The organism is [Erwinia] mediterraneensis, from assembly GCF_900604315.1.
In the GTDB taxonomy this organism is placed as follows: Bacteria; Pseudomonadota; Gammaproteobacteria; order Enterobacterales; family Enterobacteriaceae; genus Pantoea; species Pantoea mediterraneensis_A.
Map to the genome: position 1 here is coordinate 1,791,971 of NZ_LR026978.1, position 14,895 is coordinate 1,806,865.

Below are 14,895 nucleotides of genomic sequence, written 5' to 3' on the forward strand. Positions count from 1 at the left end.
AACCCTAATCCCATCCGGGTGTCATCTGGCTGGCGGCGACCTGATCATTGCAGCTGACGGCCCTGCTCAGATGTGCGCTCTGCGTCACGGTGGCCGTGAAGAGCGCAACTTTTCTGCCTGTCTCCCGGAAAGGGCGATTATCCAGGCGCGGCCTGCAGGCCACTTCGCGTTTCAGTATGACCATTCTTATCATTGAAAGGAAAAAATTTTATGACATGCACAAGGTTGCGGCGACAGCTTAATCTGCGGTGGTCGCTGCTGATGCCCCGCAGGCCCGCCCGCTGATCACGGCAACGCCAGATTTTACTGGCACTGATTTTCGGCATCGTCCTGGCTGTTACAGGAAAATTATGCCTCAGTCGTTGACAGCGAGCACATTACCCGATATTTGTAATCCGCTACTTGCGCGACCGTGCGCAAGCCAGAAGAGGCGCGTCGCCCAGGCAGTGTGTTGGAGGAACCGTATCCGGGGAAAACACATCAGGGGGTGCGACGCCGAGGCAATACAGCATGCGGTGTGCTGTATGTCGGCTACAGGGGCTGAATCCCCTGGGTTGTCACCAGAAGCGTCCGCAGTCGGACGTTTCGCAAGGTGGGGCGCTTCTGGGTGACTCGTCTTTTGATCTGGTCTGCCCGTTTCTGCTCTTTCCTTGTGCCAAGGCTGATGGAATGACTCCCGTTCGTGGTCTGCAACCGAAGGGAGCGATATAACCTGACACGAGGTAGTACATGTCTCAATCTCTTATCGTGGCCAAATTTGGCGGCACCAGTGTTGCTGATTTTGATGCAATGAACCGCAGCGCCGATGTGGTGCTGGCCGATCCCGCTACGCGTCTGGTGGTGCTGTCTGCTTCCGCCGGCGTAACCAATCTGCTGGTGGCGCTCTCTGAAGGCCAGGAGCCGGCACAGCGTGCCTGGCTGCTGGATGAAATCCGTCGTATTCAATATGCGATTATCGATCGCCTGCAGCAGCCCGGCGTTATCCGTGATGAAATCGATCGGATGCTGGAAAACATCACCATGCTTTCCGAAGCGGCCGCACTGGCGACTTCAAATGCGCTGACCGACGAGCTGGTCAGTCATGGCGAGCTGATGTCGACGCTGCTGTTTGTGGAAATTCTGCGTGAACGTCAGGTCAATGCTGAATGGTTTGATGCGCGCAAGGTAATCCGCACCAACGATCGTTTTGGCCGTGCCGAGCCGGATATTGAGGTTCTGGCGGAGCAGGCGAGCGCGTTGCTGCAGCCCCGCATTGAGCAGTCGCTGGTGATCACTCAGGGCTTTATCGGCAGCGAGAGCAAAGGGCGCACCACCACGCTGGGCCGCGGCGGCAGCGACTATACCGCCGCGCTGCTGGGTGAGGCGTTAAAAGCCGCGCGTATCGATATCTGGACCGATGTGCCGGGCATCTACACCACCGATCCGCGCATCGTACCTGCTGCGCAGCGCATCGACGAAATTACCTTTGAGGAAGCAGCGGAGATGGCGACTTTTGGCGCCAAAGTGCTGCATCCTGCGACATTACTGCCCGCCGTGCGCAGCAGCATTCCGGTGTTTGTCGGCTCCAGCAAGGATCCTGCCGCCGGGGGAACGCGCGTCTGCAACGAAACCCGGAATCCGCCGCTGTTCCGCGCGCTGGCGCTGCGCCGCAAGCAGACGCTGCTGACGCTGCACAGCCTGAACATGTTGCATGCTCGTGGCTTCCTGGCTGAGGTGTTTAACATTCTGGCGCGCCATAATATCTCCGTCGACCTGATTACCACCTCCGAAGTGAGCGTGGCACTGACGCTGGATACCACTGGCTCTACCTCCACCGGCGACAGTCTGCTGACCCAGGCGCTGCTGACCGAGCTCTCTTCGCTGTGCCGTGTTGAGGTGGAAGAGGATCTGGCGCTGGTGGCGCTGATTGGCAACAATCTGTCGAAAGCCTGCGGCGTGGGTAAAGAAGTGTTTGGAGTGCTGGAGCCCTTTAATCTGCGTCTGATTTGTTACGGTGCCAGCAGCTACAACCTCTGTTTCCTGGTGCCAGGCAGCGATGCAGAAAGCGTGGTACGTACGCTGCACCAGAACCTGTTTGAGTAACAACGCGCGTTTTCACGCTTAAAGCCGGACAATGTCCGGCTTTTTACTGGCTATTCGCAGGCAAAACAGGTGGGTAATACGGTGCAATCAACCATTATTGACCGGGTTGAGCAGTGTAATCCGACATACTTCAGCGGATCGGCAGCAGTCACTGCGCATTTTCTTCTCATCCTTTATCCACGCCTTACGCAGCTATAACGAAATGTTATGATCCCGCCTTCGCCAGCGCAGTTGTTCCCTGCGCAGCGTACTTTTCTGTGGCAAATCTATGTAAAAACACAACATTCTTATAAGGACGTCTGGCTATGCTTGCCAAAATTACTCGCCTTTTCCCGCTGTGGGCCGTACTGCTGTCGGTCGCAGCCTACTATTCACCCTCTACCTTTCTCGCTATCGGTCCCTGGGTGAGCTGGCTGCTGATGCTGATTATGTTTGGCATGGGCGTAACGCTGAATATTGATGATTTTAAACGGGTACTGGTACGTCCGGCACCGGTGATTGCCGGCACCTTTCTGCACTATCTGGTGATGCCGCTGGCCGCCTGGGCGCTGGCGAAATTGTTTAACATGCCGCCCGATCTCTCCGCCGGGATGATTCTGGTGGGCAGCGTCGCAAGCGGCACAGCCTCCAACGTCATGATTTATCTGGCGAAAGGGGATGTGGCGCTTTCGGTGACTATCTCTTCCGTCTCTGCGCTGGTGGGCGTCTTCGCCACGCCGCTGCTGACGCGTTTTTATGTGGATACGCATATTCAGGTCGATGTAGTTGGCATGCTGCTCAGCATTGTGAAAATTGTGGTGATCCCGATCAGCCTTGGCCTGATTATTCACCATTCGCTGAACTCGCTGGTGAAACGGGTCGAGCCTTATCTGCCCGCATTCTCTATGGTCTGTATTCTACTGATCATCAGCGCCGTGGTGGCGGGCAGTCAGGGTTTTATCGGCTCAGTAGGACTGGTAGTGATTGTGGCGGTGATCCTGCATAACGCGATTGGTCTGCTCGGCGGTTACTGGGGCGGCAAACTGTTTGGGTTTGACGAATCCACCTGCCGTACGCTGGCGCTGGAAGTGGGGATGCAGAACTCCGGACTGGCAGCCACGCTGGGCAAACTCTACTTTTCTCCGCTGGCAGCTCTGCCGGGGGCGCTCTTCTCGGTCTGGCACAACCTCTCCGGCTCGTTGCTGGCCGGTTACTGGTCAGGTAAGCCGATCGCAAAACGCAAAGCAAAATAAAAAAACGGGGCCGCGACTGGCCCCGTTATCTGCTGACACTCAGAAATGGTAGTTAATGCCCAGCATAAACTGGCTGTCAGCATATCCCGCATCGCCCATCCGCTGGGCCACGTTGGTCCAGCCTTTGAAATGGTTGTCCAGCCGGGCCTCAACCCCCAGTTTCACTTCGCCCAGATTGCGCGCGCCCGCCTGCTGTATCAGCGCATTGTCCATGCGCACCTCCGGCGTTTTGCTGTTATGGATCCAGTTCAGTTCGACAAATGGCTCAAACTGACGAGCACTGTCAGCATCCTGACGATGACTTCCCTGAAGAAAGGTGCGAACGCCAAGGCTGGTCATGATGTTGTCATTGCTGCCTGACTGAACGCGCGTACCGTTGGCTTCCTGATGATCGTTCGCTTTGACGCCCTGCCAGACTACCTGCGCTTTGGGCTGAATAAACCACTGACTGACGCTGCCCAGGCTGCCCTGAACTTCTGCCAGCTTTTCGGTATAGCCCGCCTCCAGCGACGCAATCACTCCTCTGGCGTGGTAATTTTCTTCCGGCAGGTCTTCACCCTTAACGCTGTTTTTAAACCAGTTATAGAGCGCCCAGCTGTCGACATAGCTGCCGGTTTTATCCTGCTCGTTGGCATACCAGGTGGAGTAAAGACCGGCACTGTAGCCGCTGACTTCACCCCTGGCACGATAACCCCAGGCGGATGCGCGGCTCTGGTTGTGGCTGTGGGCATAACCGGCCATCAGCCCGAGATGCCAGCGATCCCGCTGATCCTGACTCCAGGAGACCAGATCTCCGCCCAACTGGGCCACATAGCGGTTAGCGGTCATTTTGAGCTGGCCGTCGCTGTTATAGCTGCTGTTGCGACCGCCTTCCTGGCGCAGCCACAGGCTGGTGGCGTGTTCCTTAGCGCTCAGATTATCGGTAAACTGGGTTTCACCGAGACGGTCATGCAGGCGGGTGACAAACAGATTGTTCGCCGCAGCGAAGTTCGCCAGATAAATACCCGGTTCCGGGCGCAGGGCCAGTCGGCGTCTGTCGGGCACCCGGGCTTCAGGCTGCGTGGCGGGCTGCGATGGCTTAACAGTGACATCTTCTGTCAGCTCCTCCTCATCTTGCACGATCTCCCCCGATCCCCCCGGCGCGGGCGTCTCTGGCTCCTGATCCTCATCCGGCGCCTCTGGTCTTTGATTGCTCAGATACCAGTTGGCCGCATTGGCACCTGCGCCACGTGTCAGGGTGTAATCCCAGGCGCCAGCCACAATACGTCCCTGCTGAATAAATTCACCGTCGGAATGACCGGCTACCCGGATAAGTTCAATGCCGTCGCCTTCGGTGTAATCGCCTTTCCCGCCCAGGTTATTGACGACCACGTAACTGCTTCCGGAAGTGTCGCCTTCCACCTGCATTTTATTGGTGACGGAATTTTCATTACCCAGCACAGTATTGAACACCAGAGTACCGCCCTGGCCCACGTAGTTGCCGCGGACCGTTAAGCGCGTCTGTGCCTGCTCTTTGGGGGTGAAAACGACCTGGCCGGCGTTATACAGATTCGCTACGTCGGAGTTGTCGCTGATATGCCAGCTGCTGGAGTGATCCACAGCAACATCCGTGGCGTTAAAGGCTGCGCCATGCCAGCTGGATTGATTGCGCAGGCTAAGATCCAGCGTGCTGCCTGGCTCCGCCCGGATATCCCCGTTCAGCATGACATGATCGTCAGCCATCAGCTGTATGGCCCCGTGACTCTCCGCACGGCTATTTTGGCCGCGACTCAGCGCCAGCAGGCCATTGCCGGCGTTCAGCTGAGTGCCATTTTGTAGCGTCACATCCAGCTCGGCGCCGTTGGCAACAATGCCCGTGGCGTCTGCGGTACTCAACACCGTATTATCCAGCGTGACCTGACTGCGTTCTGTGTTGCTATCACCATTAACGTAAACGGCAGAAGCGCCCTGGCCCTCTGCCGTGATCGCGCTGTTGGTCAGATCGAGCGCGCCGCCCGCCAGATAGAGCGCGTGCGCCGCATTTCCTGCTGTCCCGACAGCAATATCGTTTGCGCTGATGCCAGAGCCGTTGTCTACCGCCAGGCCGTAAGCGTCGATACCCTGCGTATTCAGGCTGCTGCCCTCAAGATGCATAGCTCCGCCACTTTGGGCCAGCGCAGCAATGGCACCGTCACCGGTGGTATTCACTGTGCTACGGGTGGCCTCCACATCCGCATAATGGCTTACGATAGCGTGGCCATTTTGCCCCCAGGTTTTGATGCGGCTGTCTGTCAGGCTGCCTGTGCCCTGTGCGATATGAAAGGCGTAAGCGTTTTCCCCATAGGCCGCCAGCAGCGCGCCGTTAACGTTAACCACCGAAGTGTTATCAACAAGATTGATGGCGTGTGAGTCGGTTCCTTTCGTCACATATTGCCCGTGGTGAATATCGACCTGCGCATGATGATTTACGTTGATGCCGTGGGAACCGCCAGCGGTGCCGATCGTTTCTACCTGGGCGGTATCAAGCGTCACATGCCCTTGAGTGACGTCCATCCCCACACCGTTAGTCACCCGGATCAGCCCCTGTTGAATAGCCATCAGCGGTGCCCTGGCCTCATCCTGACCCTTCACCTGAATACCGTAATTACCGCTGGCATACACGCTTAACTTATTGCTGTTTACTGTGCCCTGTTCGACAATCAGTGCTGCCGTAGAGTCCAGCGCGGTCATACTCAGCTCCACATTATCCAGCGTGACATTACTGTCGCCGGTGATATACAGCCCCGTCCCGGACCCGGCCGTACGTACCAGACTATTACTAATCTCCAGCTGGCTGTTGTCGATCATCAGCGAATTCGTCAGTGCCGGGGTATTGGTATTAATCTCAACGTTATTTAATGTAACCCGTGAACCTTGTTCCGCTTTAATGGCGGAACTGTTTTCTCCCAGGGTTATCAGATAACCCTCGCTCATGGTTAACTGCCCGCCGGATAAAAACACGCCGTTTGAATTATTATTATTTGCAATGATTGTTGTGCTATCTAATTCTGCCAGTGCGCCATCTTTAACTTGCAACACATCCAGATTGTCGCGTTTGCTGCTAAAACTTAAATTAGGGTTCACCAGCAGATGACTTCCGTTGCCTGAAGCGAAGAGTGGGTAATCATCCTGAATATCCGTGGAATAACTGCTGGTGACGTTCAGTGTGGAGCCATCAGTGACTCTCCACGGGGATTCCGCCATGACGGCGGCGGGAAAACAGGAAAGCATAACAGCATTAAAGCGAAACAGGTTATTCGTGAATCTTCCGTTCATAGCATCGTCCATTAACTGAGTTTGTTATGCAGAAATTGCACTTGTCAAAGAGAGAGCACGACAGGCAATTTGCCAGAACAGTTTAGAACACAAAAAAAAGATTATTTTTTTACGTAAACGCCTTGAGTGAATTTTTTAATGATAGAAAAACCACTAATTTTACCGGTGAATTATTCTGCGTTAATGCCTGCAGGAATCTGCATAATATTAAGCGTGGAAATATTTTTATGATAAACGCTGCTGGCGAAATAAAGTTAATTCCAATTAGCCAGTTGAGATGGGGGGCGAGTGAATAATGCGGATCACCACAGATTCAATGATTAATTGATGTAATTCCAACTATTTTCATTTAATTTATTTTTTTCTTAATAATTCAATTAACTCGATAAAAAAGCGGATTATCAATAAATATATTTTATCTTTTTTAGCGATTTTTTATGGCCTGTGAAGCGGGCAAAGAAAAGATAAGCCACCTCAGGTGAATTTTCCTGCTTCTCTCATCCCGGCAAAGAGCGCCGGGATAGGGAAACCCGGGCAACCACCCGGCGCGTCAGTTCTCGCCTGGTTCATCATCCGGCAATTCCAGTACGCTGTAGGCGATAGCGCAAAACAGGGAGTCCAGACGTTTCATGTCGCCCAGTAATCCCAGATGCAGCGAACTGGTTTCGATGCTCTGGACATTCTTTTGATGCAGACGATCCACATGGGCATGAGCAAAACGGCGGTTAAGAATACGGAAGCGATGCTTGGCGCGGCGCAGGCGGCGGGCGCTGTTGATGTCGCGCGATAAAAACACTGAAAGGCTCAGGCGCAGGTTGTTTAATAGCTGTTCCTGTAACGTTTCCAGTTCCTTTAACCCTTCCGCCGAGAAGGCGCGGCCTGCGGCGAGCGACTTATCGGCCACATCGCCACTCATGCGTTCAATGATATCGCCCGCCTGCTCCAGATTCAGCGCCATCTCAATGGTTTCCGCCCAGCGGCGGGAATCCTCATCTGACAGATCCTCTTTCGGCATGCGCGCCAGATAGAGCTTAATCGCGGTATAGAGTACATCCACATCATCGTCGAGCCGACGTACGGTACGATCTTCCCGTGGCTCGCCGTGGATGACTTTATTAAACGTCTCCAGCATCTGCTCGACCACATCACCAATACGCAACGTTTCCCGTACCGCATTGGCCAACGCCAGGGCTGGCGTGTCGAGAGCGCTGCGATCCAGATGTTTTGGCCTCAGGCGCAGATCGTTTTCCACGTCGTCGCTGATCAGGCGTTGGCAGAGTCTGGACATCATATCGGCGAAAGGTACCATCACCAGGCAGCGGATCAGGTTGTAAAAGACGTGGAAGAAAATCACCATCTCTTCATCGTTGACCGGCAAACGATCGAGCCAGACGGCCAGCAGATTGACAAAAGGCAAAATTGCCACACAGCCAGTCAGCTTAAACAGCAGACTGCCCAGCGCCACGCGTTTACCTGCAGCATTGGAGCCGCTGGCGTTCAGCATCGCCAGCAATCCGCTGCCGAGGTTAGCACCAATCACCAGGCAGAGGGCCACCTTAAAGGCGATCACGCCGGTGGCGGTCAGGGTCGCGGTAATCAGCACTGCCGCAAGGCTGGAATAGCTGATGATGGCAAAAATGGCGCCGATCAGGGCGTCCAGCATGATATCGCCGGTCAGGGTGGAAAACAGCACCTGGACGCCCGACGCCTGGGTAATCGGACGGGCGGTGGTGACGATCAGCTCCAGCGCCAGCAATATCAGCCCCAGGCCGATACTGGCGCGTCCCAGCTGGCCCACGCGCGACTGCTTGCGGCTGAGAAAAAAGATCACCCCTAAAAAGATCAACAGCGGCGAGAGCCAGGAGAGATCGAAGGTAAGAATACGCGCCATGATGGCGGTACCGACATCGGCACCCAACACCACCACCAGCGCGGGTGCCAGGCTGACTAAATTCTGGGCAACAAAGGAGGTCACCAGCAGCGTCGTGGCGTTACTGCTCTGCACCAACGTCGTCACGCCAATGCCTGCGAGAAACGCCATCGGCTTGCGCGCTACGCTACGGCTCAGTACGCGCCGCAGATCAGCGCCATACACACGCATAATGCCGGTGCGCACGATGTGAGTGCCCCATACCAGTAGCGCCACCGCAGAAAGCAAGTTAAGCAGGGTCAACACGTATATCTACTCCTCAACCGTCAGGCTTGAGGCAATGTACTGTCCTCAGACAGGCCCATCATTACCCACAGCATGCCAGCCTGACGGAGAGAGCAGACTGTGAAGGGGACTCCCCTGCACCTTACCGCCGGGTTTTTGCTTTATTTTAAGCCACCTGGCGCAGAGTTGATATGTCTAACTGTAGACCAATCTCAGTCCCCACGGGACGCAAATCGGCCACCGAGCGATTCAGTACATCAACAGACAATTCAACGTCCTGCGCCAGTACGCGGTAGCGGATCACGTTACCCAACAGACTGTGGCTGAGGATACGGGCGCGGATACCCGTTTCCGGGGCATCGAACCGGATCGATTCGGGCCGGATCGCCACCTGGCCCTGAAACATGTGCCCGGTGAGACGCGTCGCCTGTTCTGCGCTCAGCAGATTGTAATTACCGATAAAGCCAGCAGCGAACAGATCCACCGGCTGGGTATAGAGCGACTCAGCATCTCCGTTCTGGACGATCTTGCCACGGTTCATCAGCACAATCCGATCGGAAAGGGTCAGTGCCTCTTCCTGATCGTGGGTGACGAACAGGGTAGTCAGGTTTAACTCCTGCTGAATGCGGCGGATTTGATCGCGCAGATGACGGCGGATACGCGCGTCCAGTGCGGAGAGCGGCTCATCCAGCAGCAGCAAACGCGGACGCGTCACCAGCGAACGCGCCAGCGCCACGCGCTGACACTGACCGCCGGAGAGCTGGTGCGGGTAACGGCGTGCAAAGTCGGTCAATTCCACCAGCTCCAGCACTTCACCCACCCGATGCCGGATTTGCTCCGCGGGCAGCTTTTGCATCTTCAGGCCGAAGGCCACGTTCTTTTCTACCGTCATATTGGGAAACAGGGCATAGCTTTGAAACACCATGCCGATAGCGCGCTTTTGCGGCGGCTGCGGTACGATATCTTCTCCCTGCAGCAGAATCTGCCCGCTGTCGACCGAGGTCAGTCCGGCAATGCAGCGCAGCAGCGTTGACTTACCACAGCCGCTTGGCCCCAGCAGGGTGACAAACTCGCCTTCACGCGCACTGAAGGCGATCTGCTGGAAAATGGAAACGGCACCATAACTTTTGTTCAGCTGTTTTACGTCGAGATATGCCATGCTCAGCCTCGTTCAGGATTCAGAGCGTTAGCCAGCCAGGTGACCAGCAACACCACAAAGAAATAGGAGATCACCAGCGCACTGGTGAAGTGGCCGCTGCCGTTGCGCATGTTGTAGAGATAAACCTGCAAGGTTTCATAGCGGTTGCCGACCAGCAGGTTAGCAAACACAAACTCACCGATCAGAAAAGAGAACGACAACAGCACAGCGATAAACACGCCCTTACGCAAATTCGGCAGGATCACAAACAACGCCGCCTGCCAGGTGCTGGCGCCCAGCAGATGCGCCGCATCCATCAGCTCTTTCAGGTTGATCGCCTGCATGTTATTGGCAATGGCGCGATAGATGAAGGGCAGCGCAATGGTGAAGTAGCAGCCAATCAGGATCCATGGCGTCCCGGTGAGCATCAGCGGCGCGGAGGAATAGAGCTGCAACAGGCCGACGGAGGAGACCACCGGTGGGATGGCGAAAGGCATCAGGATCAGCACATTCATCACTGTATCCAGGCGTGGGTAGTAGTAAGCGATTACAAACATCGCAGGCAGCACCAGGATTAAAGAGAAGAACAGCGCACCCAGACAAATTAATAGCGAGTGACCGAGCGCGGTCAGGAAGCGCGCATCGCTCCACAGGGCGAAAAACCATTTCAGCGTATAGCCCCGCGGCAGAATGGTCGCGCTCCACTGGGTCGACAGCGCATACAGCAACGTCGCCACCAGCGGCAGCGCCAGCAGAGCGAACAACAGCCAGATTATCAGGCGATGATAAAGGTTTTCCGCACGCGACATCTTATCTCTCCTTTATGGCTGCTTTGCGTTGAGGTAGCTACGACGCACCAGATACTGCTGCGCCACGGTAATCAGCACCATTAACAGCACCAGCAACATCGCCAGCGCGCTACCGGTATTGGGATCCAGGGAAATATCTCCGGAGACCAGCGCCGCGATACGCACTGGCACCACGTTAAAGTTGCCGGTAGTAAGGGCATAAATGGTGGCATAAGCGCCCAGCGCGTTGGCGAGCAGAATCACGAAGGTGCCGAGCAGCGCCGGAAACAGAATCGGCAGCCCAATATGCCACCAGTAACGCCAGCGGCTGGCGCCCAGCAGCGCAGCCGACTCCTGCCACTCTTTTTTCAGTCCATCGAAAGCGGGAAAGAGCAGCAGGATACCGAGCGGGATCTGAAACCAGGTGTAAACCAGCACCATGCCGTCACGGGAGAACAGCTTAAAGCTCTGGGCAAAGCCGTTCTCCCGCAACAGCAGCGTCAGACAGCCGTTCAGGCCGAGCAGAATGACAAACGCGAACGCCAGCGGTACGCCAGCAAAGTTGCTGGTCATATTGGTAAAAGCGGTCAGGAAACGCTGCAGCCGACCGCTGCCGATCTGGTTAAGCGAATAGCCCGCCACCAGGGCGATCAGCAGGCCATACAGGCTTGACCAGAAAGAGATATCCAGGGAAAAGCGAAACGCCTGCAGGTAGAAGGGCGAGGTCAGGATATCGCGATAGTTATCCCATCCCCAGGCCTCATTCATCTCGCTCCAGAAGCTGTTAATGGCAATCCACAGCAGAGGAGCCAGCTGAAAAGCGATCCAGAACAGGGCAAATGGCAGCAGACACAACAGCGCAACGCCTTTTCCTCTCATCACAGGCGCGTCTCCGCCAGCAGCGCGTGGCAGATGGGTTTGTCATGATCGATGCCCAGCAGCGCGCAAACCGTACCGCACAGTTCGGTCTGCCGCGGTTGCAGATCGGGCTGCAGCGAGAAGGCAGCGCCGAAGACAAACAGCGGCACCCGGGTCTCCTCGGGCAGCAGACCGCCGTGGGAGCGATCGTCATTCATACCGTGATCGGCGGTGACGATGACCTGATAACCCGCCGCCAGCCAGCACGGCATCCAGTGCGACAGGTAGCCATCGGCCAGACGCGCGCGGTTGCGGTAGTGTGCAGAGGAGACTCCCTCCCTGTGGCCAGCGTCATCGATATTCATCGGATGAATCAGCAAGAAGTCAGGATCGTGGCGCAGGCGCAGGCTCTCCGCATCTTCAAACAGGTGCGAATCGGGATAGCTGTCCTCATGATAGAAATGGCCATACTGGATCGGTAGCTCTGGCGCATGCGTATGCCGGTCGCGTTCCGGCACAAAAGGGGTGCGATTGTAGAGTTCACTCACCCAGTGGTAAGCCGCCGCGGCCGTCGTCAGTCCGGCAGCGCGCGCATAGTGAAAGATGCTGCGCTCCCGGCTCAGACGATTAACGCCGTTATGAATAACGCCGCTGAGCACCGGCGTGACGCCGGTGAGAATACATTCATACAGCGGACGCGACAGTGATGGCAGCTCGCAGGTCAGCTGATAATAATGACCGTTGCCCTGTGCGCATTCAGCATGCAGATAACCCATCGCATGTTGTGCGACCTGATTGCTCAGGCCATCCAGTACCACCAGGATCGTTTTCATTGCCGACTCCTTACTGCTGCATATTCATGATGACGTTTTCCTGCCACAGACGCGGCAGCATTTTCGAACTCTTGTCCCAGGCTGCCTGATCTTTCACCGGGCGGGCATTCTTATATTCGGAGGCGGGCAACAGTTTAGCCTGCACTTCTGCGGGCAGCGTCAGATGCTCGGCGCGGATGGGGCGCGCATAGCCTTTCGCCAGATTGATTTGACCGGCGTCGGAGAGGATATATTCACGGGTCAGCTTCGCGGCGTTGGGATGCTTCGCGTATTTGTTGATGATGGTGGTGTAACCGGAGATGACCGAGCCGTCCGACGGGATCACCACTTCATAGCGGTCTTTGTCGATCTGGTCGCGGTAGTTAAGCCCGTTAAAGTCCCAGACCACTGCCATCTGTACTTCACCTTTTTCGATGTTAGCGATCACCGGATCGGTCACACCGAGCCGCCCCTGTTTCGCCAGGTCGGCAAAGAAGGCCAGCGCCGGTTTCAGGTTCTTTTCATCGCCACCAAGGGCGTAGTTTGCGGCCAGCACGCCATTCGCTGCCTGAGCGGCCACGCCGACATCACCGATAGTGACTACATACTTACCTTTTTTCAGATCGGCCCAGCTACGCGGGATCTCCTTGACCTGCTGTTTATCAATCAGGAAAGCGATGGTGCCGGTATATGCCAGCATCCAGCGTCCCTCTTTATCTTTTGCCCAGTCGGGAATCTGATCCCAGTATGCCGTCTTGTAAGGCAGAGCCAGATCTTTTGCCGCAGCGATGGGGCCGAAGGCGGCGCCAACATCACCAATATCGGCGCTGGCATTCTCTTTTTCTGCAGCGAATTTCGCCAGCTCCTGCGCAGATGACATATCGGTATCGCTGTGTTGCAGTCCATATTTGCTGTTGATGTCGTTCCAGGTGTCTTTCCAGTTAGCCCAACTGTCAGGCATGCCGACGCTGTTTATCTGTCCTTCCTGGCGTGCAGCTTTTTCCAGCGCAGCGAGGTCGCTGTCGGCTGCCTGTGCAGCGGGTAGAGCAAGCATAACGGCACTGGCTAATACAGAGGCGATAAACGCTTTCATCTCAGAGGCTCCCGGTGTAAGTTGAATGACGTGTTGGTCTAGACCAGCAAGAACCGAGCCAATATAGCATTCTGATGTGAAGGTTTTGTGACCGCTGCGCTAAATCCGGCAAGTCAGGGCGTATAACCGCTATGCTTCTGCAGTCCGATCGAAAAGTGTGACGGGTAATGGTGTTTCCGGCGACCTGCAATAGTGCAGATTCGCCCCAAAATGAGGCTGATGTTGTGGTGCCTGCTGCTGTGAAAACTGTGGATGTGATCTGTGAAGCGCTGCTGACGCGCATCATGGCGGGTGAATTTGCGGGTGGACGCTTACCGCCGGAGCGCACGCTGAGCGAGCAATTTTCCACCACGCGCATTACATTGCGCGAGGCGCTGGGCCAGCTGGAGGCGCAGGGGATCATTTATCGTGAGCTGCGTCGTGGCTGGTTTATTGCGCCGCCGCGCCTGATCTATAACCCTCTGCACCATAGCCATTTTCATGCCATGGCGAGCGAACAGGGCCGTATCGCCTGTACTGAGGTGCTGGCGGCGCATGAAGTGACTCTCGCCGGTCGTCTGGCTGACGATTTAATGCTGCCGCAGGGATCGCCTGCTTACTGTATCAAGCGGGTACGCAGCATTGATGGTCGCGCGGTGCTGTACGTGGAGCACTACCTTAATCCTGCCTGTTTCCCCGGCCTGCTGGAGGAGGATCTTACCCGCTCGCTGACCCATCTTTATGACCAGCGTTATGGTATCCGCTACGGCGGCGTCCGCTTCACTATCCTGCCCGGCCCGCTACCCGCGTTTGCTGCGCCGCTGCTGAAAGTGGCAGCGGGTTCGCCCGGATTACTGATTACTCGTGTCAACCGCGATCAGCAGCAGCGCGTCATTGACTGTGACTGTGAGTACTGGCGCTACGATGCGCTTTGTGTCGATGTTGAGGTATAACAGCTTAATATTGTGATTCAGGTCACACTCCCGCATGATGGTGCCAGGCATTTTTTACTGGGGCATGTCATGAATACAAAAACAACAGCGGGGCAGCATATCGCCACGCTACTGCAATGGGTGCTGAATCTGGGATTGCTGATTCTGGCGCTAATCCTGGTGGTCTTTCTGGGCAAAGAGACTATCCATCTGGCTAACGTGCTGCTTAATACCGGTGAGCAAGCCTCCTCTTATCTGCTGATTGACGGCATTGTGATCTACTTTCTCTATTTCGAGTTTATTGCGCTGATCGTGAAATATTTCCAGTCTGGCTACCATTTTCCGCTGCGTTACTTTGTTTATATTGGCATCACTGCGATTATCCGCCTGATCATTGTCGATCACAAAAACCCGTTTGATACGCTCTGTTATTCTGGCGCAATTCTGGTCCTGGTGGTCACGCTCTGGCTGGCCAACAGTCACCGTCTGCGACGGGAGTAAAATGTCAGCGCAGGCGCAGAGCACGTTCTGG

11 protein-coding genes and 1 riboswitch are annotated in these 14,895 nt (G+C 55.7%); of the genes, 4 read left to right on the forward strand and 7 right to left on the reverse strand.

What is annotated here, in order from left to right; genetic code table 11:
• Nucleotides 1–417: 417 nt before the first annotated feature.
• Nucleotides 418–611, forward strand: a riboswitch (Lysine riboswitch).
• A 118-nt stretch (nt 612–729) separates the two neighbouring features.
• Complete coding sequence (gene lysC, locus E0E17_RS08385; protein ID WP_130833309.1) at nt 730–2,082, forward strand: lysine-sensitive aspartokinase 3; 1,353 nt, start codon at nt 730–732, stop codon at nt 2,080–2,082.
• Between the two features lie 305 nt (nt 2,083–2,387).
• Nucleotides 2,388–3,314, forward strand: coding sequence for a ketopantoate/pantoate/pantothenate transporter PanS (gene panS / locus E0E17_RS08390; RefSeq protein ID WP_130833311.1), 927 nt, complete (start codon nt 2,388–2,390; stop codon nt 3,312–3,314).
• Nucleotides 3,315–3,353: 39 nt separating this feature from the next.
• Here the strand turns inward: panS and E0E17_RS08395 are convergent, their stop codons facing one another.
• From E0E17_RS08395 to E0E17_RS08425, 7 genes are all read right to left on the reverse strand, one after another.
• The gene (locus E0E17_RS08395; RefSeq protein WP_165446215.1) at nt 3,354–6,608 is read right to left on the reverse strand and encodes an autotransporter outer membrane beta-barrel domain-containing protein; all 3,255 of its coding nucleotides are present in this window, start codon (nt 6,606–6,608) and stop codon (nt 3,354–3,356) included.
• Between the two features lie 550 nt (nt 6,609–7,158).
• On the reverse strand, nt 7,159–8,784 hold the full coding sequence (locus tag E0E17_RS08400; protein WP_130833315.1) for a Na/Pi cotransporter family protein: 1,626 nt from the start codon (nt 8,782–8,784) through the stop codon (nt 7,159–7,161).
• 145 nt (nt 8,785–8,929) lie between these two features.
• Nucleotides 8,930–9,922 (reverse strand): ABC transporter ATP-binding protein, encoded by a 993-nt coding sequence (locus E0E17_RS08405; RefSeq protein WP_130833317.1) that lies wholly within the window; start codon nt 9,920–9,922, stop codon nt 8,930–8,932.
• Between the two features lie 2 nt (nt 9,923–9,924).
• Entirely contained in the window at nt 9,925–10,710 is a 786-nt protein-coding gene (locus tag E0E17_RS08410) for an ABC transporter permease (RefSeq protein ID WP_130833319.1), read from the reverse strand.
• A gap of 12 nt (nt 10,711–10,722) precedes the next feature.
• On the reverse strand, nt 10,723–11,568 hold the full coding sequence (locus tag E0E17_RS08415) for an ABC transporter permease (RefSeq protein WP_130835499.1): 846 nt from the start codon (nt 11,566–11,568) through the stop codon (nt 10,723–10,725).
• Nucleotides 11,568–12,380 (reverse strand): alkaline phosphatase family protein, encoded by an 813-nt coding sequence (locus E0E17_RS08420; protein ID WP_130833321.1) that lies wholly within the window; start codon nt 12,378–12,380, stop codon nt 11,568–11,570. The genes E0E17_RS08415 and E0E17_RS08420 overlap by 1 nt, the downstream gene beginning before the upstream one ends.
• 10 nt (nt 12,381–12,390) lie before the next feature.
• On the reverse strand, nt 12,391–13,452 hold the full coding sequence (locus E0E17_RS08425; protein WP_130833323.1) for an ABC transporter substrate-binding protein: 1,062 nt from the start codon (nt 13,450–13,452) through the stop codon (nt 12,391–12,393).
• 284 nt (nt 13,453–13,736) lie between these two features.
• Between E0E17_RS08425 and E0E17_RS08430 the strand changes: the two genes are divergently transcribed.
• Both E0E17_RS08430 and psiE read left to right on the forward strand, forming a co-directional pair.
• Complete coding sequence (locus tag E0E17_RS08430) at nt 13,737–14,384, forward strand: UTRA domain-containing protein (protein WP_237680824.1); 648 nt, start codon at nt 13,737–13,739, stop codon at nt 14,382–14,384.
• A gap of 69 nt (nt 14,385–14,453) precedes the next feature.
• The gene (psiE, locus tag E0E17_RS08435) at nt 14,454–14,864 is read left to right on the forward strand and encodes a phosphate-starvation-inducible protein PsiE (protein ID WP_130833329.1); all 411 of its coding nucleotides are present in this window, start codon (nt 14,454–14,456) and stop codon (nt 14,862–14,864) included.
• The last annotated feature ends 31 nt before the right edge of the window (nt 14,865–14,895 follow it).

Bases quoted from the DNA above. Each gene is read 5' to 3' on its own strand.
- E0E17_RS08395 (WP_165446215.1), bottom strand. From the start codon at position 6,608: ATGAACGGAAGATTCACGAATAACCTGTTTCGCTTTAATGCTGTTATG.
- psiE (WP_130833329.1), top strand. From the start codon at position 14,454: ATGAATACAAAAACAACAGCGGGGCAGCATATCGCCACGCTACTGCAA.
- E0E17_RS08415 (WP_130835499.1), bottom strand. From the start codon at position 11,568: ATGAGAGGAAAAGGCGTTGCGCTGTTGTGTCTGCTGCCATTTGCCCTG.
- E0E17_RS08420 (WP_130833321.1), bottom strand. From the start codon at position 12,380: ATGAAAACGATCCTGGTGGTACTGGATGGCCTGAGCAATCAGGTCGCA.
- lysC (WP_130833309.1), top strand. From the start codon at position 730: ATGTCTCAATCTCTTATCGTGGCCAAATTTGGCGGCACCAGTGTTGCT.
- E0E17_RS08410 (WP_130833319.1), bottom strand. From the start codon at position 10,710: ATGTCGCGTGCGGAAAACCTTTATCATCGCCTGATAATCTGGCTGTTG.
- E0E17_RS08430 (WP_237680824.1), top strand. From the start codon at position 13,737: ATGGCGGGTGAATTTGCGGGTGGACGCTTACCGCCGGAGCGCACGCTG.
- E0E17_RS08425 (WP_130833323.1), bottom strand. From the start codon at position 13,452: ATGAAAGCGTTTATCGCCTCTGTATTAGCCAGTGCCGTTATGCTTGCT.
- panS (WP_130833311.1), top strand. From the start codon at position 2,388: ATGCTTGCCAAAATTACTCGCCTTTTCCCGCTGTGGGCCGTACTGCTG.
- E0E17_RS08405 (WP_130833317.1), bottom strand. From the start codon at position 9,922: ATGGCATATCTCGACGTAAAACAGCTGAACAAAAGTTATGGTGCCGTT.